The organism is Candidatus Poriferisodalis sp. (assembly GCF_965262965.1).
Taxonomy (GTDB): Bacteria; Actinomycetota; Acidimicrobiia; order Acidimicrobiales; family Poriferisodalaceae; genus Poriferisodalis.
Window position 1 is genome coordinate 3021344 of record NZ_OZ253573.1, and the last position, 20196, is coordinate 3041539.

Consider the following 20196-nt stretch of genomic DNA (forward strand, 5'->3'; position numbering starts at 1 on the left):
CGACCTCCATCTCGGCGAGCTGGCTGTCGCTTGCGCCTCTTATTTGCTGCCACTGAACGAACCTCCCATCACAATCTTTGACGCTCGCCTGCCCGTCTGGGTGGCATCGCCCCGCCATCTCGTTTCAACGTGGGTGGACAATCGCGACGGATGACGCTCATGCCCTCAAGGTGCTTGACCGACTGCACGGTTATCGCGCCGTTCCCTACGAACGCAGCCTCAGGCTGATTATTCGTGCTGTCGATGAGGGTCGCACCACGCGTGAAGAGGCAGTCGACTGTACGGCGAGGTGCGCTCGCTGCGGGCCCCGTCAACGTCGTCGTCACGTGGCCTTGCCGTGGCGGCGTCATATTGGCTCTTCTCATCGAAGCTGGGACCTGGGTGATGTGAGGGTCCGCTGTCCAGGCGGGGCCTCGACGGTCACCGCTGTGCTCATATCGGCGAACCCAAGTTGCCTCAGTTGATCGGCGAAATCCAAAGTCTCGGTCCAGGCCATTATTGGACCCCCGGGCAGCGTGACTGGCCGCTAATTTGAGAACAGAACAGGAGTGCCTGACATGTCTCGACGCAGTGGCGGTCCCAGAGAAGAACACCGCTTTGGCCAGATGCGCGTGCCGGGCGTCGATCCGCCGCCACCGGCGAAGCGAATTCCGGCGCTGCAGCCGGTGGTCAAGGACGCCCCACAGCCTGCTCCTTCAAAGGAGCAGTAACTCTGGATCAGAGCGCCGCGGGAATTGTCCATATCGCGCTCATCGTTTCCCCAGGATTCGCATACCGCGGAGCGAGAGAACGGGTTCGCCCGAGCCGCAGTCGAGTGCGCTCTGGTGAACGGCACTGCCGTTCGCGGGTCCGTCTATTCGTTCAACAGGCAATTCGAGGAATCCGCCAACCGCGACCTGGTGCTGCGCTCCCCGATCGAGCGACGTCCTGCGCTGCCGGAGAATGGGCGACGCGATACAGCAGCCAACGGCTCGCCAACTGCCGAATGGGTGTCGCTTGATGACTTCGGCTACCTCGTCGTCAATGCCTCTCAGATCGCTTTCATGCAGGTCACCCATGTCCCCCGCGGTGCGCTAGATGATTAGTTCCAAGGGGTCGGGTCCACCGGTTGTGGGGTGAGGGTGTCCAAGCTCGGGGTGTGAAACAACACCTCGATCTCGGAGGACCGGAGCATGAACCCGGACTTGGACACCCTTGCGACCGCACTGTATGTGCGGATCGATGACCTGTTGGCGCAGAACCCTCATTGGGTGCCGCAGCGGCCTGCGGTGGGGTTCGCCCCGAAGCTGTCGGACGCGGAGCTGATCACCCTGGCGGTGATCTCGGCGCTGCTGGGCTATGACAACGAGTCGCAGTTCGTGCGCTACGCGAAAGCGCATCTGCGGCCGTGGTTCGCGTACCTGCCCAACCGCGACGGCTACAACAAGCGGCTGCGGCGCAGCGCCGAGATGATCGCTCGTGTCATGGGATGGCTCGCACGCGAGTGCGAGTCGTGGCACGACGACGTGTGGCTGGTGGACTCCACCCCGGTCGAGTGCGGCCGAAGCCGCGAGACCCAAAAACGCTCCGGCCTCGCCCGATGGGCCCAATACGGCTGGTGCGCGTCGCATTCGCGGTACTTCTGGGGTCTGCGGCTGCACCTTGTGGCCACGCCGGCGGGGCTGCCGATCGCGTTCGCGCTCGCCGGCGCGAAAGCCGACGAACGCGAAGTCTGCGCGGACATGATCGCCGCGGCCGGGATCGCCCGGCCCGGCCAGACACTCATCGCCGACAAGGGCTACAGACGCGCCGCGTTCGAACGTCAGCTCAACCAAGCCGGCATCACCCTGCTCCGCCCCGCCACCCGATCCGAGGCCCCACGGCCCGGCGCAAGGTTCCTGCGGCCCTTGCGCCAGATCATCGAATCGATCAACCAGACCCTCAAAGGCCAGCTCAGCCTCGAACGCCACAAAGGACGCACCCGCTCCGGCGTCGCCGTGCGCATCCTCACACGGCTCCTCGCCCTCACCACCGCCATCTGGCACAACGAGACCCACCGACACAGCCGACCAGCACGCTCACTCACCGCCTACGACCACTGACCCCTTGGAACTAATCATCTAGCGCAGCAGCTCTTTCCATGGCACCAAGCGATGAAGCTGCGCGAACTCGTCTCACGAGTGCGCGACGGGCGGACCTTTCAACTACGAGGCCGACAACCCTTCAGCGCCGATGTCTGGGATGTGTGGCGAGCCAAAGCTGAGGCGTCGTCGAGCATCGAGCAGGACGCCGACGGAGGAAACGCGAATCCATGAGTCGGCGTCGCAAGGCCCACCGAGCGCGGCCACGCCACCAGCACGAGTCTCCGCTCCCGCCGGGATCCCGCTACATCGGCCCTGCCCCAGAAACGGCATCAGCCGGCGCCTCACTGGACTGCGCTACCTGCGAGGCCCCCGACGGCCCGCTTCTCACTTTGCACCGCAGCCCGTCGCTCTTCAGCGATATTGATGCAGGAGCCATCCGCTACAACGATCTCGACCTGCAAGCAGCCGTATTCGCTTCCAAGGCAGGAAACAACGCCATCGGGGAGGCAGGGCGCGAGTGTCCCGGGCTGGTCGGATCGGCATTCGGAGCCGTGATGACATCTGGCGGTCCTGACCGAAGACACGCTGCCGAAGCCTTCGTGTCCCAGCGGTCAGAGGTATGCGACGACGAACTCCCCGAGCATTCGGACGAGGCGAAGCCGTGGCAGTGAATTCGAGGATCGACGCACATCTCGACGTTCAGCCCCATCGGATGGACATCAGACACCTGAGCGACCGCAGCACCCTCGCTCGAGCAAATCACACGTCCGTTGCCGTGTATGGGACGGCTGCAGCGCTTGGCTGCAGCCAAGACAGCAGAGGAACTCATAACCCTGGCCGCCGCGAGAGCGCTCAAGTGCCCCGATAACGGCTGTTTCGCGCTGAAATTGACCCTCCGAAAGTGCATTTGTGCACTTCCCGCTCGATCTCGATGCGCCGCGCAACGCTCTGACCAGGGGTTTTGTCCCTTCGGGGCCAATGTGGAGATTCGGCTAAAATCATGTGGAGATCGAGATCCGGGCTAGAATTTGCCCCGTCTGACCAGGGCAAACGCGACTGGCCAACATCCCACCAACCGGCAAGCCCCGGGAGCCCAGCTCCGGGGCTTGTTTCGCGCTGCTCAGTCCTCGCGTCGCACGCCTTTGAACGGGCCGCCAGCTCTCTTCATCGCCATGAAGCGGCCCGAGGACGCATCGCGCTTGGTCCAGTTGCCGTTCTTCGGATTCTGGAACTGAGTGCGGCCTCTTATGGCACCGTTCCGGCCGCCGCCCTTTGCGCCATTCTTGGCCATCGTGCCTCCTGGCTCCGTGAACTCAGTGTATTCCTCAGCCCATCCAGCTGATGGTGTCACGCACCCATGCCCAGGCCGATTCGGCCCACCCAACCTCGGCGTGCAGCAGCAGTCGACCCAGCGCCACGGCCCACAGCGCGGCAATGGAGGCCATCAGCAGCGTGCGGCTGCGCCGGAGCAGTCTCTCGGCCAGCGAAGTGGATTCGCGGGTAAGGACGACGGCGCCAGCAAGCGTGAGTGGAAACGTCAGGAGTGCCAAGCTCTCGACTAGGTGAGCAAACGTCCCGGGCAGCCACAGCATGGTGGCACCGGCCATCGTGATGAGCAGTTGCAGCCACCAGATCGGGCGCCAGTAGCCGCGGCGAAGCCGTGCCCGAAGGCCGACTCCCACGATGCCGGGTGCCGTGCTCGCGTCGGCGTACAGAGCGATGGCATCAGCTGTTTCCCGAGCATCGTCGCTGACCTTGACATCGACGCGTTCGCCTGCGAAGTCGTCGACGCGCAATCGGTCAAGCACGATGCCATGATCTGAGGCACGGATCTCGACATGGGTGGTCGTCGCATCGCCCACTTCAATCTCTTGTCGCAGGTACGGCGACGGAGCGTCTCGCCACGGACGCTGCTCAGACAACTTGACAGTGCATGGTCGGTCGACGGGCACCACTGTGTCGATGATCACGTGCCATCGACGGCCGAGTTCAGCTAGGAAACGTCGCGCACGAGGGCTCATGGAGTCGACGGCGTTGCAGAACTCGGCGACGAGTATGTCGATATCTGCGATCCCGTGTGGTCGGATTGGCATGAATGGGACCGCTAGGAGAATCCACTCCGAGGAAGACTCCGGGTCCTCACCCTCCTGCAGGGCGTCGACCAGCGCTATCCGAGCGTCCTCCGTCTGGCCCAGCCAATCTGTGACGTGTCGAGCGTTGATGCCCAGCTCCAGATCGGCGTTGAGATAGCTGGCGAGAGCATCTGCTCGCCATCCGCGGCCCCAACCAAGCCAACGAAGCCTCCGCGCTCGCTTCTCCGGGCCGACATAGTGCTCTCGCCAAGCCCAAGACGTGTAGTTCGAGACACCTGCCCACAGTGATCCTCCGAGAGGCTGTTCCTCAAGCGGACGACCATCAACATGCGACATGTATCCGGCTTGAATTTGGGCAGAGTCTCGCTTGAGGACGAGTGATGCCGGACTCCCATCGGCCCCTGCGAGGCCGACGTTGAGGAGGAGACTCTTCGGACGAACCGCGAATGGCAGGAGCAGGCGCAGACGGTCGCCAACCTGTGCTCCTGGTGCGTAGCGGCTGACGAGCTCAAGGGGTATCCGGATCTGGCATGCAGCGGTGGCGTCAACGTGGTCACTGTCCCGCAGCAAGATCTCATGGACAGATCGCTCGCGCCAAGCCTGCGTTTCCTCCAGCAGTTCGAACGTGAAGCCCCATTCTTCCGATAGATCGATCAACGCTGGCTCTCGCCGTTCGTCGGCAACCGCCTGAGTTCCCGCGTGGACGTGCGGCGTCACCGATTGAGAAGCGTCATCGAGCCAGTCCGATGCCCAACGGAAGAGGTGCCTCAACACCCTGCCTACCGGTGACGCCGTTTCAGATTCCCCACACCACAGGCCCGCAACTCTGCCACAGCAGCACAGAGTTCGACGTGGAGTTTTGTCCCGTGTCAGGTTTCTCTGACACATCCTGGATGGTCATCGATGCGGAGGACCCCCCAAGTGCTCAATGAGATGTCGGCATCCGGCACCGACCTGCAGGACATGGCAAAGCGCAGTGAGCGACGGCCTGTTGTCGTGCCACGAGTCACCGAGGTCGTCAGCGGGACGGTCCATGCACAAGCTGGGCATATCGCGCAAATTGAGGGACCGCTCGCTGGCCGCATGGATACGGTGCCCACCGTGACCATCGACTCCATGTTCTTTCACAGGATGTTCACGGCGTGCACGCTCATTCGCAAGCTCGTCGCCGAGAACCCGGTGCAGCCCGATACGTACGCAGAGCACGAGGCGGTGCAGGCATGGGCGTTCGTCACCGCTGCCTACAACGGGATCGAGCAGGCACTGAAGATGCTGCTGCTCGCTCCGGCCGAGCCTGCCTTCACGCTGGACGACCTCAAGAAGAGTCCTTATGGGCATGACTTGGAGACGCTCTATGCCGAGCTTGCGCCCAGCGACCGCGACTACACCGAGTTGCACTTCGGGGAGCACTGGAGCCTGAACGAGTTCGAGAAGCTGGACCTCGGCTTCGGCACGGCGCAGGAATTCATCGTTCACCTCAACAAGAGCCACCCTCAGGGAGGATCGCTTGCGTGGCGGTACGCGCTGCTCGACATGAGCGTCCAACTTCCGAAGACGAACCTGTGGACCATGTGCGAGGTGTGGTACGCGATCTGCTGCCGCATCAAGAACGCGATATTCGGCCGACAGGATCACACCTTTCGGCTGAGCGGTCGGCTGTTCTTCGCGATGAAGCGCGTCACCCAGAGCACACCTGCACCGTATGACGGCTTCATCGACGACCTCGGCATCTGGATGACTCACAGAGACGGCGACTATCTCGCTGCTTGGGTCGACCTCTTGGCCAAGGCGAATCGCGGCGCCATGAGCGAGGTGCAGGCCGCCGAACGCCTGCTGCCCGAGCTTGCCCGGATGGCCGATCGCGTCATTGCGCAAATGTCGCTCCAGCCGCCCGATCTCGACATCCAGAAGTTCCTGCTGCAGGTACAACGGACCGACCGCGATCTGGTGTGGAATCCGCTGGACGCAAAGTTCGGTTGGACCGACGATATGGAGAGATGACATGGCGATCTTCGGTCCCGCGTGTCCCGATGAGCCGTTCCGCAACAACGCGATCATGTGGAACTTCGACGACCGCGCCTTGGCGATGGGTTTTGCCGACACGGCGCAGCTGATCGTGGACCACTGGGTCGACAGGGGGCCGAATGATGCTCTGTTCGTGCCGCTCGTCTACAACTGCCGGCATGCGCTCGAACTCGTCCTGAAGGCCGCGATTCGGGAAGCTGCCGCGAGGTTGCCCGACGGGCGAATCGACAAGGCTCTTGAGCAAGACCGCGTGGACGAGTGGCTCGCGGATGAGGCAGTCCACAATCTTCACAAGCTCGCATTTCGTCTCGACAGGATGCTCGCAGAGCTTGGACTGGACACGCTGCCCTCAGACACCAACAGGGTTTTGCTGGAAATCCACGGACTTGACCCCAATGGGCAGAGCTTCCGCTATGCGCAAGTTCGCAAGGGCAAAGACGCCCCGTTCGAGGACGCACCCCTGCCTCTTGTCAAGGATGGCAACTACGGCGCGAATGTCGATGTCGTCGCCATGCACAAGCACTTCGACGAAGCGTTCACGCTGATCTCGGACGGCCTGATGTCGGTATTGGGGCAATACGCGGAGTATCAGAGAGACATGGCCGACTGGCAGTGAGCGCGTCCGCAGGCGCTACCACCTGCGCCTATGGGCGCTCTCGAATTCTTCGTTGTAGGCGGCGCGGCACGCCTCAAGATGGTTGGCATCGGTGAACACACCAGCTTCGATGAGTGCATCTCGGTTGCTCTGAATCAAGCCGTCCGGGGGCTCGACGGGACCTACAGGGCGTCGATGTGCGCCCAGGCCGACGGGGCCAACCCCGATTCCGGCGTAACACGCGAGTCCGAAGAGGTACTCGATCTGGTCAAACAGCTCCTTGTAGCGCTGATCGTCGCGGATGATTTCTGTCACGGTCGGGCGCAGCGCATCGAAGAGACGCTTAGAAAACGGAACCCGATGCCGTTCGAGTCCGGGCACTGTTGCCCGCATCCTGTCGTAGTCGAGAACCTGAAAGGAGCTGGCCGCGACGCCGACTGGAACCGTTAACCCGTGTTCTGCGACCTTGACAGAACCGAGAACGCGGGCAACGGGATCAATTCGGCCGGCGGCAGCTGCACCGAAGGCGACCGCGTACATCGCGAGCAGCGTCGGATACTGCTGCATGTTGAGCAGCACGTCGTAGCCGGACTGGGCCATCTCACGCCTCGCGAGCCGGTCGATAGTCGCGACCCAGGTCTGGTCGCGATCATCATCCTGAGAGAAGAACGCCCCTGTAGCGAGGAGTGCCATCAACTGAGTAGTCGCCATCTCATACTTGTGCATCCGCTTGGGAAAGACCGCATCCACGTCGACACCGGTAGTGGGCAGGTCTGCAACGGTGTCAATCAGACCTTCCGTTTCTTGGACCATGAGATCGTGCAGGCGGATGCGGTGCACGGGGTCCGATAGGTAGCGCTTGAGACGAGCAACCGCCGTCGCGGTGCCTTGAGGATCGCGGTCCGTCGCTTCTTCGAGCGCTGCAACGGTCTGAGCAAGTTCGTCGAATGCGGTGTCGGCATCGGTGACCTGCATCTGGATCGCGCCGCGGTGCGCGACCAGTTCATCGGCTTGGGCCGTCAGGTCGCCTCGGTGCATCCAATAGGTTGCGAATCTCCGGTTCGGCGCTCTCAGCAGCGCGTTGCGCAGTGCTGCGTCCCAAGTGGCCGACCAACCGCATACTCCGAGTCCGTACTCGTCGAACACGCGGTCGAGCAGCGCATCTATCGCTGGGTCGTAGCTGTCGAGTTCTTCGACGGTGTTCTTCAGGTCCGGCGACAGGTAGTCGCCGTGCACTTTGATGATGGTGCAACCGCTGTGAACCAGCGGCAGAGCGCCCTGCGCGTGTGCGGCGCTGGAGATGACGGTCGGCTGCACTCCAATCTCGGAGAGCGCCTGCTCCAGCAGCCGATCGAAGTTCGTCGTGACGATCACGCGGACAACACCGGCTTTGACCAGATCGGCGATTGTGCGATGCGCCGGCCCGGGCATCTTGATGCCTTCTTCCCGCTCGTCATCTGTCGGCTGGAAATAGCCCTCCAGCAGATTCCTGCGGTCTTCTGGGGACGGTGCCAGGTCTTCGAGCAGAACCGAGTAGTCCGGCTCGCCTCCTGTGTAGCTCCGGTACCAGCCGATCGGATCGCCGCCGTGATCCTGCCCCAGCGCAGCCGCGAAGCGCTTGATCAGGTCGATCGTGACATCCCAGCCCGTCGGCACGCCCGAGCTGCGGCCGATACCCGAGCCCAGCAGCAGCGCGTAGCTCCCGGGGCCAGCATGCATGCTCGACGCGAGCGACGCCATGGGGACCAGAGGCATCAGGTGAACCTAGCGATGCCGCCCTCGATAGGCGCTGCGCGTGACCCAGTTGCCGAAGGGCTCAAGCGGCCAGAAAATCCCCCGGACGGCGCCGGCGTTGTCGTTACCGTTCACATGGAGAGTTCCGTCGGCCAGGTCGTCGCGTCACCATGCCTCATCATCTGAGAAACAGCACTGTGAAGCCAGCGGCCCTGCGTCAGCGCGTGCGCAGCTTTCCGCGCGATCGTCTGCTGAGAGCCATCACGGCCCAGGCGGCACAAGATGTCTCGGTGACGCGAGACATGGCGCTGGACCATCCGCAGGCGAAGCTGGCCCAAGTCCGTCAGGGAATGCTGTTCGCTGTGGCCGGTATCTGTGTCACCAGCGGGACCAACCATCGCAGTAAGCCGGTTCGACCGAGCGATGTGCAGGACCTTGTCGACGGGTTCCACAACTTGTGGCAGCCCGTGTTGGACGGCCAGATCGATGATGCGGTCTGGCGGACGGTGCTCTCGCGTATCGCGTACGTGCAGTTCCCGTTTCAGCTCTCCCCGATGGCGTCGCTGGCGCGCTCGCTGTGCCTCTACGGCACCGATCCACGATTCGGCGACGCGGTGTTCGACGAGGACGAGATGCGCGACATGCTCGGCACCACGCTGCCCCGGTTCTTGTATCTCGGCTTCGCGATGTTCTCCTTTGCCATCAGCAGGGGAGGGCGCATTCCTCGCAGCGAACTGCTGAGCGACAGCTACGCGCCGATCTTCGCGCCCGACTCGGCGCAGCATGGCCTCGATGTCATCGACCGATGGCTGGCAGCGCCAGCAGACGAACTCGCGTGCATGGGCCGTCAGATGACAGCGGACCCGGGAGACTTGTGGGGCTTCAATCCGCTTTTCGAACGGCCGATCATCGCAATCGGCGACGAGTATGTCGTTCCGTGCCCGGCGGCGATACTGCAGCGCCTGTCGCCGCAGGGACTGCTCTTCGTCGTGAGGGACGCGCTGCGGGCCGATGCCGATCCGAACAAGGCGTTCAATGCCTTCACCAAAAGGCTCGGTGCTCGGTTCGAGGACTACGCCGGCGAGCAACTCGGGCTCCTTGAGCTCGCCACCGTGACGCCAGAGATTTCCTACGGCGGCGGCAAGCTCAGTGTCGACTACATCGTCGAGACGCCGCAAGTCGTCGTGCTCGTCGAAGCCAAGGCGATCGCTCCCACGCTCGACACTCGGGCGGGCAAGTTCTCCGAGGACAGCGATGTCGCAAGGAAGCTCCAGAAGGCGTGCGACCAGATCGCCAAGACAGCCGAGCTGCTTGAGAAAGGACACGAACGCTTCCCAAGCCTCAACGGGCGGCCCATGCGCGGGCTGGTCGTCACCCGCGACCCCTACTACTGGCTCGGCGCACCGTTCTTCGACGACCTCGTTCAGCCCAAGTCGATCCCGACCGCGTTCGTCAGCGCCCATGAACTCGAAGTCATGCTGCCCCCGCTCATGCACGACACAGCCTGCGGTGCGCGGCTACTGGACGCCCTGCCGAACGAACTGCGCAGCGTCAGCAGCAGATTGACGGAACTGGCCCAGGGGGAGAACCCGCTGCTCTTCGAGGTGTGGGACGCAGACTACGAGCCGATCCTCGCGGACATCCGCGACGCAGCCTGAAACGGCGCACCTTGCAGGACCCGCAAGCACAACGAATCCGATTCCGGATCACCAACGCGGTACGAACATCCCGTATCCAGCCTCTCCGAGGGACATCGAGCGCTCGGGCAGACCTACACTCCCGAAGCAACCCCCAACCTGGAAGGCCGGAGAGGGCTGCCACGGGACCCAGAGCCAATGTGGAGATTCGCCTAAAATAATGTGGAGATTCGCTGATCGGCCAAAATTTGCCCCGTCTGACCTGGGCAAACGCGACTGGCCAACACCCCACCGATGTGATGTCGCGAGACATCGGAACCTTGTGAACCTGCGCGGGGTCAGGTTTTGGGTTGTGGTTGGTTGTCGCGGTCGGGGTTGAGGGCTCGGATGAGTTCTCCGGTGTCGTGGTTGACGACGCGGATGTCGAGGTCGGCGATGAGCAGGATGACGGCGGAGGGGTGCTGGTCATCGGCGACGAAGTGATCTGCTTCGGGCCGCCCGACGAAACCGGGCCGCAGACAGACCGTCCATGCTGAGCGCACACCGGCATCGGAGTGGCAAAGCGGGCAGCGCGCTCAGGTCCGGCTCGACAAAGCACCTGTCTCTGAACCCGTCCGCCGTCCAAGTACGGGCGATGCCTGCAGCGAGCCGCTGTCGCGTGCCGGCGCCGTGAGCCCGCTGACGGCCTCGGGAACGGCCGCCGCGCCGCCCGGGTTCGAGGCGACGCCTGCTTGTCAGCATGATCATGTCGGCAGTACGGTGTGGTCATGGATCGGACCGTGCCGGTTGGCAGCGACGAGCGGGTGGCGTTGACAGCGCTGCGCGTCGGCCGCGGGCTGCACCCAGGCGGCCGTGATTTGCACAGGAGCACTCACATGCCCTTAGCCCCCCCGCGAGTTGGCACCGCCCGGACCGTCCCGAGCCAAGACGCGGCCGGCGGCGTTGGCGTGCGGCGCTGCTGGCGGCGGCGATGGCCGCGGGGGTGGTCGCGTTGGGGCCGCCCACAGCCCCAGCAGGCGCAACGGCTGGGTCGGTTGCTGAGGTACGCCTAGCCAGTGACGCGGCGGGTGAGCTGACGATCAGCTGGGATCCGCCTGCGAGAACCCCGTCGGATTATCGGGTGATGTGGGCTGAGGCGTCGTTGGATTATCTGTCGTGGAAGGCCGACAACGAGGCCACACGCGGCAACTCCTATCCCTCCGGCTCAGTGACGTCGCTGACGCTCACTGGCCTCACCGAGGGAGCCGAGTACAAGGTGCGGGTGCGGTCCCGCTACCGCAGCGGCGGCCCCCACGGGCCGTGGAGCGGACCGTGGACCGACGAAGCCACCTCCCAAGTCAGCACCAGCACTCCGGCAACCGACCCGGTTCTGGGCAAGCGCGGTGGCGTTGGGGTCGGCGCCCGCGACGAGCCATTGCTGGACCCGCCGCTGATCATCAGCGACGACGAGGACGACGAGGGCCTCCAGTTCGCCGCTCAGAACAGCGAGGTGGTGCTGGTGTCGAACCTAGGCCAGCCCCATGCCGGCGGCGACCAGGATCAACGGCTCTTTACGCTCTCCAATGGCGGTTCCACCGATGTGTCGTTTACGACGGGTTCCCACCCGCACGGCTACTTTCTGACCAAGGCGACGGTCCTTGCGCAACTCACCAATCGGAGGGTCCAAGTTTACCTGCACGCCGATTCGAACGGGTCTATCGGCAGCGAGATACACAGATTGGTGAGCGCTTCTAGTGGTACTACTCTTCAGCAGTACTCAGGTCAGGGTTTTGAGCTGAGTCTCGCGCCCAGCACGAAATACTGGCTGCAGTTCATTGCCTTTGGTTCCGCAATTGTCTTGCAGGCCACGACCAGCAATGCTTTGGATTCTTCGAGCGCGGCCGGGTGGACTATCAACTCCCCCAGCGGCAAAAAACCCATATTCGGCCTGAGCGGACGGGAAAAGCCCCCAGACCCGCATAACGACACTGCGGGCACCGATTTCGCGGCTGGCTCGTCGACGGTGGGCCGCCTGGAGCTCGGCACCTTGTCGTCGGGGGTCCTGTCGGATAGGGCTGATCGGGACCTGTTCAAGCTAGAGGGCCTGCCCGCTACGTCCAACTCAGCTCGGGATGGGCAGGCGAATCGTTGGAATCGTAAGCGGTATCGGGTGCAGGCGTGGTTCGGCGATCACGCGCCGGGCGATGAGCGGGGCGGCGAGATTTTCATTATGGAGGCGCCGAGCGGCTCGGGCTCGTTGTACTCGGCGGTGAGCGACACCAACGAGGACGGCCTGTCGTTTTTCGAGTTCGAGGCGTTCCCGAACATCGACTACTACGTGATGGTGGTGCCCACCGCCGCCATCCAGGTCAAATCAGGATCAGACTACGAGCTGGAAAATAGGACCTATACCGGTGCGTACAAGCTGAAGATAGACGACGTGTCCCACATAGAGGAGATGGCCACCACCTTGCACTTGGCCACCCCCTCGGCCCTGCCCAGGGTGCGGGTGACGCATGGCACGACGGACTCGACGCAGGACGTGGGAGACCGGAGGCTCGGGCTGGACCGGACGGTGCCGTTCTACACCGGCCCGAACAGCCGCGGCTATGTCTTGAACCGCATCGAGGCCGCCGTCTCACAAACCGAGGTGTCGGCGTTCGCGGCCAACGCGAAGGTATCGATATATTCCGACGCCTCCTCCGCCCCCGGCACCGAGCTGTTCACCCTCAAAACCCCTGCCGACGTCTGGGGGCCAAGAACCAGCTTCGACGACTACGAGGAGTCGTTCTGGGTGCCGTCGGGCATCCCCGCCAACCTCACCGCCAGCACCTGGTACTGGGTGGTGTTCTCCATGCAGCCGAACAAAGACACAGGCGCCTACTACCTCGACGGGGTCATCAACGCCACCGCAGACGCCAAATCGGGGTGGCAAATCCACCCAGACGCCAGAACCAGGAGCCGCACCATCACCAACGACCCCTGGACGTTTTTCCAGCCTGACTCCACCAACTATTCCATCCAAATCGGCATATACGCCTCCCCCGGCGCCAGCCAGAAAAACCCCGTCCCCCTCGACACCGCACCCACCGACTGAAACTGACCCCCCGAACGGCGCCTCGCTGCTAGATGTCGGTGCGCGTGAGGTTGTGTGCGCGTGATGCGGGTGGGCCGCCTACTGCGGTGTGGTGTCGGTGGCAGTTGTAGTCGTGGACCCAGCGCCGCAGGCGGACCCTGCGGTCGGTCTCTGATCTGAATCGGTAGTTGTAGAGGAACTCGTCGGCCAGGGTGCGGTTGAACCGCTTCGCCTTGCCGTTGGTCTGGGGCCGGTAAGGGCGGGTTCGGCGGTGTTTGATTCGCCGTTGGGCGAGCAGTTCGGCGAACTTGTTCGAGGTGAAGTTCGGTCCGTTGTCGGTGAGGACCTCGTCTACGGCCATGTTGTTGGACCAGTACCAGTCCTGGGCTCGCCGCCAGAACCCCAACAGCGTGTCGGCGGTCTCGTTGTCGTGGGCCTCGACGTAGGCGACCCGGCTGTAGTCGTCAATCGCGACGTGCAGGTACGTGTAACCGAGGCGTCTGCGGCGGCGCCTGGAGCGCTTGGCGTTGGGCGTGCCCCGTCCGTGGACCCGCCAGCCCCCGCCCCGGTGGGGCGGTCCATCCACGACAGCTGATTCAGCCCGTTGCGCTTGAGAATCCGCCACACCGTCGCCTGGGGCACCCAGGTGCGCGCCGCCAGATACACCGGGCCGCGCTTGGTGCTCTGGCGCAGCCGACACACCCGCTCGGCGACCTTGGGGTCCGTGCGCCGAGGCGACCGATGAGGCCGGCTGGAACGGTCCGCCAGCCCCGCCTCGCCCTCAGAGCACCACCGGCCCCACCACTTCGCCACCGTGCCCCTCGACAGATGCATCTGGCGGGCCACCTCCGCCTGGGTCGTGCCCGCCTCGATCCGCTGCACCATCTCCCGCCGCCCAGCGGGCGTCAACCTGGCATTAGCGTGCGACATCGAGCCTCCTGTTGTGTTCGTGGTTGTCGTCAACACCACGCTCGCACAGGAGGCTCAACCCATCACGCTGCTACCAACCTCTATGTCCACAACACCTAGCAGACCTCGATCCCCGGTGTTCTTCCAGCTGGGCTGGACTTGGCCACTCAGGGAGCGGCATCACTGGCGACACCCGGCGAGAAATCAAGTGCATGTGATTTCAACTGGCCCTTAGCCTCTGTGCTTCCGGACAAGAACGCGAGGCCAGCTGTGTCGGACTTACAACGAGAGATCTTGGACGACTTTCTCATACGTCTCGCCGACGTCGACTGCATCACAGATGAGCTGGCCGCACAGCTAGGCGAAGCGTTCAGCTCATCTGACGGTCCATCCAGCGCGGACGAGCTGGCGTCACTCATTACTGACGCAACGCGGGGTGCCGCCGGATGCTGACCATCGACCGGCTCCGCATTCTCGAGTTCCGCGGAATCCGCGACCTCTGCATCGAGCCCAATGGCGACAGCTTCATTGTCCTGGGGCCAAACGGGTCCGGCAAGAGCGGTGTGGTGGACGCGCTGGATTTCGCTCTTACGGGCAATATCGCTCGACTGCGAGGGCCGGGACGGGGCGGGGTTTCGCTGCGGCACCACGGACCCCACGTCCTTCACCGGGACGACCCTGGCAGTGCCGTCGTCGAACTGAAAGTCACTGAGCCGCACTCGGGTAAGTCGGCAACCCTCTCCCGGTCCGTTGCGGACCCCAAGTCCTTCAAGCTCGAACCTGACGTGCCGGAGGTGAGAGACGCCGTTGATCGTGTGGCCCTACACCCCGAGTTGGTCCTCTCCCGGCGCGAGATCATCCAGTACGTCTTGGCTGAGCCCGGTAAGCGGTCGGAGGAGATCCAGGCTCTGCTTCGGCTTGAGCGGCTCGGCGAGATCAGGAAAGTCTTGCGTTCGGCCCAGACGAAGACGAAGACTGCCAGCGATAGTGCGGCGGAACGGGTCCGTACCGCCGAAGACTCGCTCAGGCGGCACATCGATACTCCGGAGCTGCTGATTGACCAGGTTCGCGAGTCGGTGAATCTGCAGCGCCTGATCCTGGATCTCGACGAGCTGCCCGAACTGCGACCCGACACCGATCTCGCCGCCGGGGTTGCCTCGGGGGACCAGACAGAACCCGCGTTCAACAAGTCGTCCGCCGCCGCTGACATCGCCGCCGCCCGAGCCGCGATGGACGGTGCATTCAATTCGGCAGCCGAAGCACTGGACACCCTCCAATCCCGCATCGCGAACTACGAGGCTTACGACGGCCTACATATCGCATTGGCGTCGCGGTCGCTCGTCGAGTCCGGGCTCGGTCTTGTAGATGGCGCCGTTTGCCCGCTGTGCGACACGCGGTGGACCGATCAGGCCGCGCTTGAGGAGCATCTCCGAGAGAAGTTGAGGCACTCTGAGGATGCCGCGTCACTCGACAATGCGCGGTCGACTGCCGCGAACGCCGCCGCGGCCAAGTTCCAAATTGTCGTGTCAGACGTCGTCGTCCCGTTGGCTGCTGTCGGCAAGGGAGTGGGAGCGGGTGAGGCCAACAACGACCTCGACTCGGTGCGGAATCTGTTCGCCGGCGCGAGTCAGCGTTTGGCCTCGATAGTCACCGTCGAGGAGTTGGACCAGCTTCGAACTCGCGTTGAGTCGATGCGCACGATTGCGAACGACGCAGCAAAGGCGGTCAGCTCCGTAGTCGACGAAAGGCCAGATCAGAGCGGCGTCGCCAATGCACACAGCTTTGTCACGATCGCCCAGGAGAGATGGTCAGCTCTCCGTCAAGCGCGCTCAGCGGCTGCTGGTGCCGTGGCGGCCGCTACGGCCGCCAAGGCAGTGCACGACACGTACTGTGCCGCACTCGACACCGGATTGGCCTCGATCTACGCCGATGTCGGGGAGCGCTTCGCAGGCCTGTATCGATGCCTCAACGCCGGCGACGAGGACAGTTTCAAGGCGAACCTGTCGCCGAGCGGGCAGAAGCTTGATCTGTCTGTGGACTTCTATGGCCAAGGCATGTTCCCGCCCGCCGCCTACCACAGCGAAGGCCACCAGGATGGCATGGGCGTGTGTCTGTACCTCGCGCTCATGGAACGACAACTCGAGGCAGACTTTCGACTGGCAGTACTCGATGACGTCGTGATGTCCGTCGACGTGGGTCACCGTCACCAGTTCTGCTCGATGCTGAAATCCGAGTTTCCGGATGTGCAGTTCATCGTGACGACCCACGACGAGGTCTGGGCCAGGAAAATGGTCAGTTCGGGCCTCGTCGCCAAGAAGCAGCAAGCGCGGTTCGTCGCCTGGAACGTCAACGACGGCCCCTCGATGATGGAGGGTGCTGACGTCTGGGAACGCATCGGCCAGGACCTCAATCAGGGAGATGTGAACGCGGCCGCCGCGAGGCTGCGCAGGAACATGGAACAGTCCCTCGCCGAGATCGCCGAAGAACTCGGTGCACAGGTTCCCTACCGCGCCAGCGGCGGCTGGGGTCTTGGCGAGTTCCTCAACGCTGTGAAGGCCCGCTACGGCAAGCTCTTGAAGGACGCGGCTCGAGCGGCCAACTCCTGGAACAATGAAGATGCCAGCGACAAAGTCAAGACAGCTCAGAAAGAGTTTAACGACGCGAAGTTGGTTCAGGAGAGCGAGTCGTGGGCCGTGAACCCGGCCGTTCACTACAACCAGTGGGAGAACTTCGGTCGGCAGGACTTCGAACCCGTCGTTGGAGCAGGTCGGGCATTCCTCGCGATCTTCACCTGCGAGAAATGTGAGTCGTGGCTCCACCTGTCGGGCCAAGCCGGTTCTCCGCCCGAGTCCCTCAGATGCGGGTGCGGACACCAACAGTTCAGTCTCGTGGACAAGTAGCGGACTCCTTCTACGTGCGCCAGCATCTTCGGTGACACGAACAAGTGTTCTAAGTAGGATGTCCGAATGGCCGAGGAGCGCGAGGACGGATTGTGAGCGGTCATCGGTAGTCGCGTTTTGCGCTCACTGAAATGCGCGGTGGTGTCGGGGGTCTTCTGGCCTGGCTTGATCCGTCCACCTTTGGGAGCGGTGACTCCTCCTGCGTGTCGAGCGACCAAGCATCGACTGCGCTGGAGGAGTCGCTGTCCATGATGAACTAGGAGACGGCGGGGCGCACCGGGGCATCTGCGCATGGACAACGGCCCCGAGTGCGCCGCCGACGCGTTACGGGACTGGTGCAAGCTCTCCGGCACCGCCACCGCCTATATCCGAGCCTTCGTCTCTTGTTGGGATTCGGGCTGCTGACACCGCCGTGGTGTGGCCGACGCGGAACCCGCAGCCCGACGACATGGCGCCTCGTGTCGCCTTCGAATCGAAGACGATCGGCAAAGCGGCCGTACCACGGCCCTGAGCTCCGACGGCGATGTGCGGCGACATGCTGGCCACCGTAGGAACGAGTTGGCTTGATGGACGTTGTGCCGGAAGTGATCCCTGCCACCAATGTGCCGGTCTTGGTGATCGACCTGGGGTCACCGCTTGTGATGGCTTGATGAATGGTGGCGACTGTGGACGGCGGTGGTCCGACGAGCTTCCAGAAGACTCCCGCAGCAGCCAATATCTCGTAGACCTTGGCGTCATCGTCGCCGGCCTCGATGGCAAGATCTCGGGCGTCGGCGACCGTCCGGAAGCGCTGCACCGCGCGGTTGCGGTCAGCGACTTTGATGGGAGCGCTGACCCCTGCGGGATCCGCCGTCAAGTGCTGGGCCAGCGAGGTGGCGGCGTAGTCGAAGAATTGTTGCAGGGCCCGATCCAGCGGTTCGGCCAACTCGATGCACTCCCAAGCGAGCGCTGCGATGTTGAACGAGCAGACAGCAGGCTCGCTGAACTGTTTCGCATGTGCCTTGGCAACTCTCACCACGTGCTGGCGGGTCTGTCGCAGCTGCGGCCAGCCCGAGGTGAACAGTTCGACGTGGCGTTCGGGATGGCTCGGGTCCCATCGGTTGCGGTCGAGGTTGGGGATCCACAGGCCGGGGGCCTCGACGCGGTTGAGCGCGACCACCAGGTCGACGGTGGGGTCCTCGCCGGAGGAGAGCGGTTCGTTGAAGCGCACCAGTAGGCCCCGTTTCATCTTTTCGATGCGGATACTCGGGTATCGCTGGACGAGCAGCGGACGGATCAGACTGTGGACGATTCAGACGTTGACGATTCAGACGTTGACGACTACCACTGATGACGACATTCAGGAGAAATCAGCATGGGCACCCATAGCAAGCCGCGCTATGCCTACGAACCCGACACGGTCTTCCCGCCGGGCGAGACGTTGGCGGAATGGCTTGACGAGCGCGACATGACCCAAGCCGAGCTTGCTGCTCGTACGGGGCTGTCGGCCAAGCACGTCAATCAGATCGTGAAGGGCGCAGCACCGATCACTACCGAGACAGCGCTGGGGCTGGAGCGGGTCACCGGCGTACCGGCACACCTCTGGAACAGCTTGGAGATGTCCTACCGCTCGCACCTCACGTACTGCGCGGAACAGGAACGATGAGATTGAGGCAACCAAGATCGATTGCGCTCCATTCAGCAATGCAGCGCTTCTTGATGTCGTTGACGAACTTCGCGGATTCACCAACGAGCGCGACCCTGGAACGTGGGTGCGGACGGCACAGGCTCTTTGCGCGAGCGCTGGCGTCGCGTTTGTTGTCGAACCGGAGATAGCGAGGACGCGGCTCAACGGCGCAACACGATGGCTCTCGCCGAGCAAGGCGCTTGTTCAGATCAGCACCCGCCACAAGCGCCACGACATCTCCTGGTTCACGCTCTTTCACGAGATCGGCCATGTGTTGCTGCACTCGAAGAAGGGCACCTTCATAAACGATGGGGAGGAGCAGGAGGCCGGAGGCGTGGAGAAGGAGGCCGATGCCTACGCGCAGCAGGTGCTCATTGCTCGTGAGCACGAGGCCACTCTGGGAACGCTGCACACCAATGAGGACGTTGAACGCTTTGCTACGGCGATCGGCATCGCTCCAGGCATTATTGTCGGCCGTTTGCAGTACATGGGCTGGTGGAAACGCTCAGAGGGCAACGACCTGCGCTGGCCCTTCGAGTTCCCCCCCAAGCCATGAGCTTGTTGGGGCAACGGCGAACTCTGCGTGGACCAGCAGTCCCCGGCAGCTGATGGTCGTACCGGCTTCAGCAGTTCGGGCGATGACATTGACCAGCAAACCAGCGCCGAGTCCCCCGTTCCCTCGCTAAGCGGGTGTGCCGTCGGGGATCGTAAGGCAGGCTGTGGGCATGGCGGATACGGGACGGGTGATTGATCTTTCGGTCGAGGTGATCGGCGACGTTGAGACGGTGTGGCGGGCAGTGGCGACGGGGCCGGGGATCTCGTCGTGGTATGTGCCGCACACCATCGAAGAGAAGGCCGGGGGAGCGGCGACGGCGTCGTTCGGGCCCGAGCCCGAGATGCAGATTGCCGGCCGGGTGGCGGCGTGGGAGCCGCCGCACCGGGTGCTCTTCGACGGGGGCGAAGGCGTCGATGGGCTGACGTTCGAGTGGACCATCGAACCGCATGACGACAACACGTGCACCGTGAGCTTGCACAACGCCGGCTTCGGCGTCGACGACCCGCAGTACGAGGCCATGATCGACGGTTGGAAGCTGTTCATGGCCAACCTCGGGCTGCACCTGGAGCACTTCGCCGGACAGGCCGCAACGTCCGCATTGCCGATGGTCATGTGGCCGGTGAGCCCTGACGAGGGTTGGGCGATCCTCACCGGCGGGTTGGGCATCGACGAGATGCCCGAGGTCGGCGATCGCCTCGAAGTGGCAGCCGACGACGTGGCGAAGCTGGCAGGCACGGTGATCGACACTGCCCCCCGCCGGATCACCCTGCTGGTCGACGAACCAGCGCCCGGCACCGCCTTCCTCACATCAGAGGACGGCGGCGGGTTCACGATGGTCTCGGTCTGGCTCTACCTCTACGGACCCGACGGCGCCGCAGCGGCCGAGCGCGACGACCCGCGCTGGCGCGCCTGGCTCGCTGAACAGGCCCCGCCTGCACAGTCGCCGTAGGGCCCTGGCTAATT

At 63.6% G+C, this 20196-nt stretch carries 18 protein-coding genes and 1 pseudogene; 12 read left to right on the forward strand and 7 right to left on the reverse strand.

Annotated features, from left to right (window positions below):
- Positions 1 to 734 precede the first annotated feature (734 nt).
- The 3 genes from ACQY5K_RS14600 to ACQY5K_RS14610 all read left to right on the forward strand — a co-directional run bounded on the left by ACQY5K_RS14600 (position 735) and on the right by ACQY5K_RS14610 (position 2734).
- Positions 735 to 1085 carry a DUF6338 family protein gene (locus ACQY5K_RS14600; RefSeq protein WP_428116603.1) on the forward strand — a complete coding sequence of 117 codons (351 nt, stop codon included), beginning with the start codon at positions 735 to 737 and terminating at the stop codon, positions 1083 to 1085.
- An 87-nt stretch (positions 1086 to 1172) separates the two neighbouring features.
- Positions 1173 to 2081 carry an IS982 family transposase gene (locus ACQY5K_RS14605; protein ID WP_428116606.1) on the forward strand — a complete coding sequence of 303 codons (909 nt, stop codon included), beginning with the start codon at positions 1173 to 1175 and terminating at the stop codon, positions 2079 to 2081.
- A gap of 209 nt (positions 2082 to 2290) precedes the next feature.
- A complete protein-coding gene (locus ACQY5K_RS14610; RefSeq protein ID WP_428116610.1) occupies positions 2291 to 2734 on the forward strand; it encodes a hypothetical protein in 444 nt (147 codons plus the stop codon).
- A 449-nt stretch (positions 2735 to 3183) separates the two neighbouring features.
- Here the strand turns inward: ACQY5K_RS14610 and ACQY5K_RS14615 are convergent, their stop codons facing one another.
- Both ACQY5K_RS14615 and ACQY5K_RS14620 read right to left on the reverse strand, forming a co-directional pair.
- The gene (locus ACQY5K_RS14615; protein ID WP_428116612.1) at positions 3184 to 3354 is read right to left on the reverse strand and encodes a hypothetical protein; all 171 of its coding nucleotides are present in this window, start codon (positions 3352 to 3354) and stop codon (positions 3184 to 3186) included.
- 34 nt (positions 3355 to 3388) lie between these two features.
- Entirely contained in the window at positions 3389 to 4873 is a 1485-nt protein-coding gene (locus ACQY5K_RS14620; RefSeq protein ID WP_428116615.1) for a hypothetical protein, read from the reverse strand.
- Between the two features lie 186 nt (positions 4874 to 5059).
- On the opposite strand from ACQY5K_RS14620, the gene ACQY5K_RS14625 reads away from it, so the two are divergent.
- Together ACQY5K_RS14625 and ACQY5K_RS14630 are read left to right on the forward strand one after the other, a co-directional pair.
- Positions 5060 to 6157: a hypothetical protein gene (locus ACQY5K_RS14625; RefSeq protein ID WP_428116618.1), complete on the forward strand. Its 1098-nt coding sequence runs from the start codon at positions 5060 to 5062 to the stop codon at positions 6155 to 6157.
- A 1-nt stretch (position 6158) separates the two neighbouring features.
- Positions 6159 to 6797: a hypothetical protein gene (locus ACQY5K_RS14630; RefSeq protein ID WP_428116621.1), complete on the forward strand. Its 639-nt coding sequence runs from the start codon at positions 6159 to 6161 to the stop codon at positions 6795 to 6797.
- Positions 6798 to 6812: 15 nt separating this feature from the next.
- Here ACQY5K_RS14630 and ACQY5K_RS14635 read toward each other — a convergent pair whose 3' ends face one another.
- On the reverse strand, positions 6813 to 8531 hold the full coding sequence (locus tag ACQY5K_RS14635; protein ID WP_428116623.1) for an SIR2 family protein: 1719 nt from the start codon (positions 8529 to 8531) through the stop codon (positions 6813 to 6815).
- A gap of 176 nt (positions 8532 to 8707) precedes the next feature.
- Here ACQY5K_RS14635 and ACQY5K_RS14640 point away from each other — a divergent pair, with 176 nt between their 5' ends.
- Positions 8708 to 10168, forward strand: a complete 1461-nt coding sequence (locus tag ACQY5K_RS14640; protein WP_428116626.1) for a hypothetical protein — start codon at positions 8708 to 8710, stop codon at positions 10166 to 10168.
- A gap of 317 nt (positions 10169 to 10485) precedes the next feature.
- On the opposite strand, the gene ACQY5K_RS14645 is transcribed toward ACQY5K_RS14640, so the two are convergent.
- On the reverse strand, positions 10486 to 10689 hold the full coding sequence (locus ACQY5K_RS14645; protein ID WP_428116629.1) for a hypothetical protein: 204 nt from the start codon (positions 10687 to 10689) through the stop codon (positions 10486 to 10488).
- A gap of 428 nt (positions 10690 to 11117) precedes the next feature.
- Here ACQY5K_RS14645 and ACQY5K_RS14650 point away from each other — a divergent pair, with 428 nt between their 5' ends.
- The gene (locus ACQY5K_RS14650) at positions 11118 to 13223 is read left to right on the forward strand and encodes a choice-of-anchor R domain-containing protein (protein WP_428116631.1); all 2106 of its coding nucleotides are present in this window, start codon (positions 11118 to 11120) and stop codon (positions 13221 to 13223) included.
- 28 nt (positions 13224 to 13251) lie between these two features.
- Here ACQY5K_RS14650 and ACQY5K_RS14655 read toward each other — a convergent pair whose 3' ends face one another.
- Together ACQY5K_RS14655 and ACQY5K_RS14660 are read right to left on the reverse strand one after the other, a co-directional pair.
- Positions 13252 to 13788 (reverse strand): DDE-type integrase/transposase/recombinase, encoded by a 537-nt coding sequence (locus ACQY5K_RS14655; protein WP_428122717.1) that lies wholly within the window; start codon positions 13786 to 13788, stop codon positions 13252 to 13254.
- A gap of 38 nt (positions 13789 to 13826) precedes the next feature.
- Positions 13827 to 14132: pseudogene (locus ACQY5K_RS14660) on the reverse strand (helix-turn-helix domain-containing protein); the annotation flags it as partial.
- A gap of 249 nt (positions 14133 to 14381) precedes the next feature.
- On the opposite strand from ACQY5K_RS14660, the gene ACQY5K_RS14665 reads away from it, so the two are divergent.
- Positions 14382 to 14564, forward strand: a complete 183-nt coding sequence (locus ACQY5K_RS14665; RefSeq protein ID WP_428116633.1) for a hypothetical protein — start codon at positions 14382 to 14384, stop codon at positions 14562 to 14564.
- The gene (locus ACQY5K_RS14670; protein ID WP_428116636.1) at positions 14558 to 17011 is read left to right on the forward strand and encodes an AAA family ATPase; all 2454 of its coding nucleotides are present in this window, start codon (positions 14558 to 14560) and stop codon (positions 17009 to 17011) included. The genes ACQY5K_RS14665 and ACQY5K_RS14670 overlap by 7 nt, the downstream gene beginning before the upstream one ends.
- A 256-nt stretch (positions 17012 to 17267) precedes the next feature.
- Here ACQY5K_RS14670 and ACQY5K_RS14675 read toward each other — a convergent pair whose 3' ends face one another.
- On the reverse strand, positions 17268 to 18239 hold the full coding sequence (locus tag ACQY5K_RS14675) for a hypothetical protein (RefSeq protein WP_428116638.1): 972 nt from the start codon (positions 18237 to 18239) through the stop codon (positions 17268 to 17270).
- A 126-nt stretch (positions 18240 to 18365) separates the two neighbouring features.
- Here ACQY5K_RS14675 and ACQY5K_RS14680 point away from each other — a divergent pair, with 126 nt between their 5' ends.
- From ACQY5K_RS14680 to ACQY5K_RS14690, 3 genes are all read left to right on the forward strand, one after another.
- A complete protein-coding gene (locus tag ACQY5K_RS14680; protein WP_428116640.1) occupies positions 18366 to 18656 on the forward strand; it encodes a HigA family addiction module antitoxin in 291 nt (96 codons plus the stop codon).
- Between the two features lie 106 nt (positions 18657 to 18762).
- Positions 18763 to 19233: an ImmA/IrrE family metallo-endopeptidase gene (locus ACQY5K_RS14685; RefSeq protein ID WP_428116642.1), complete on the forward strand. Its 471-nt coding sequence runs from the start codon at positions 18763 to 18765 to the stop codon at positions 19231 to 19233.
- Positions 19234 to 19402: 169 nt separating this feature from the next.
- Positions 19403 to 20182, forward strand: a complete 780-nt coding sequence (locus ACQY5K_RS14690) for an SRPBCC family protein (protein ID WP_428116645.1) — start codon at positions 19403 to 19405, stop codon at positions 20180 to 20182.
- Positions 20183 to 20196 lie beyond the last annotated feature (14 nt).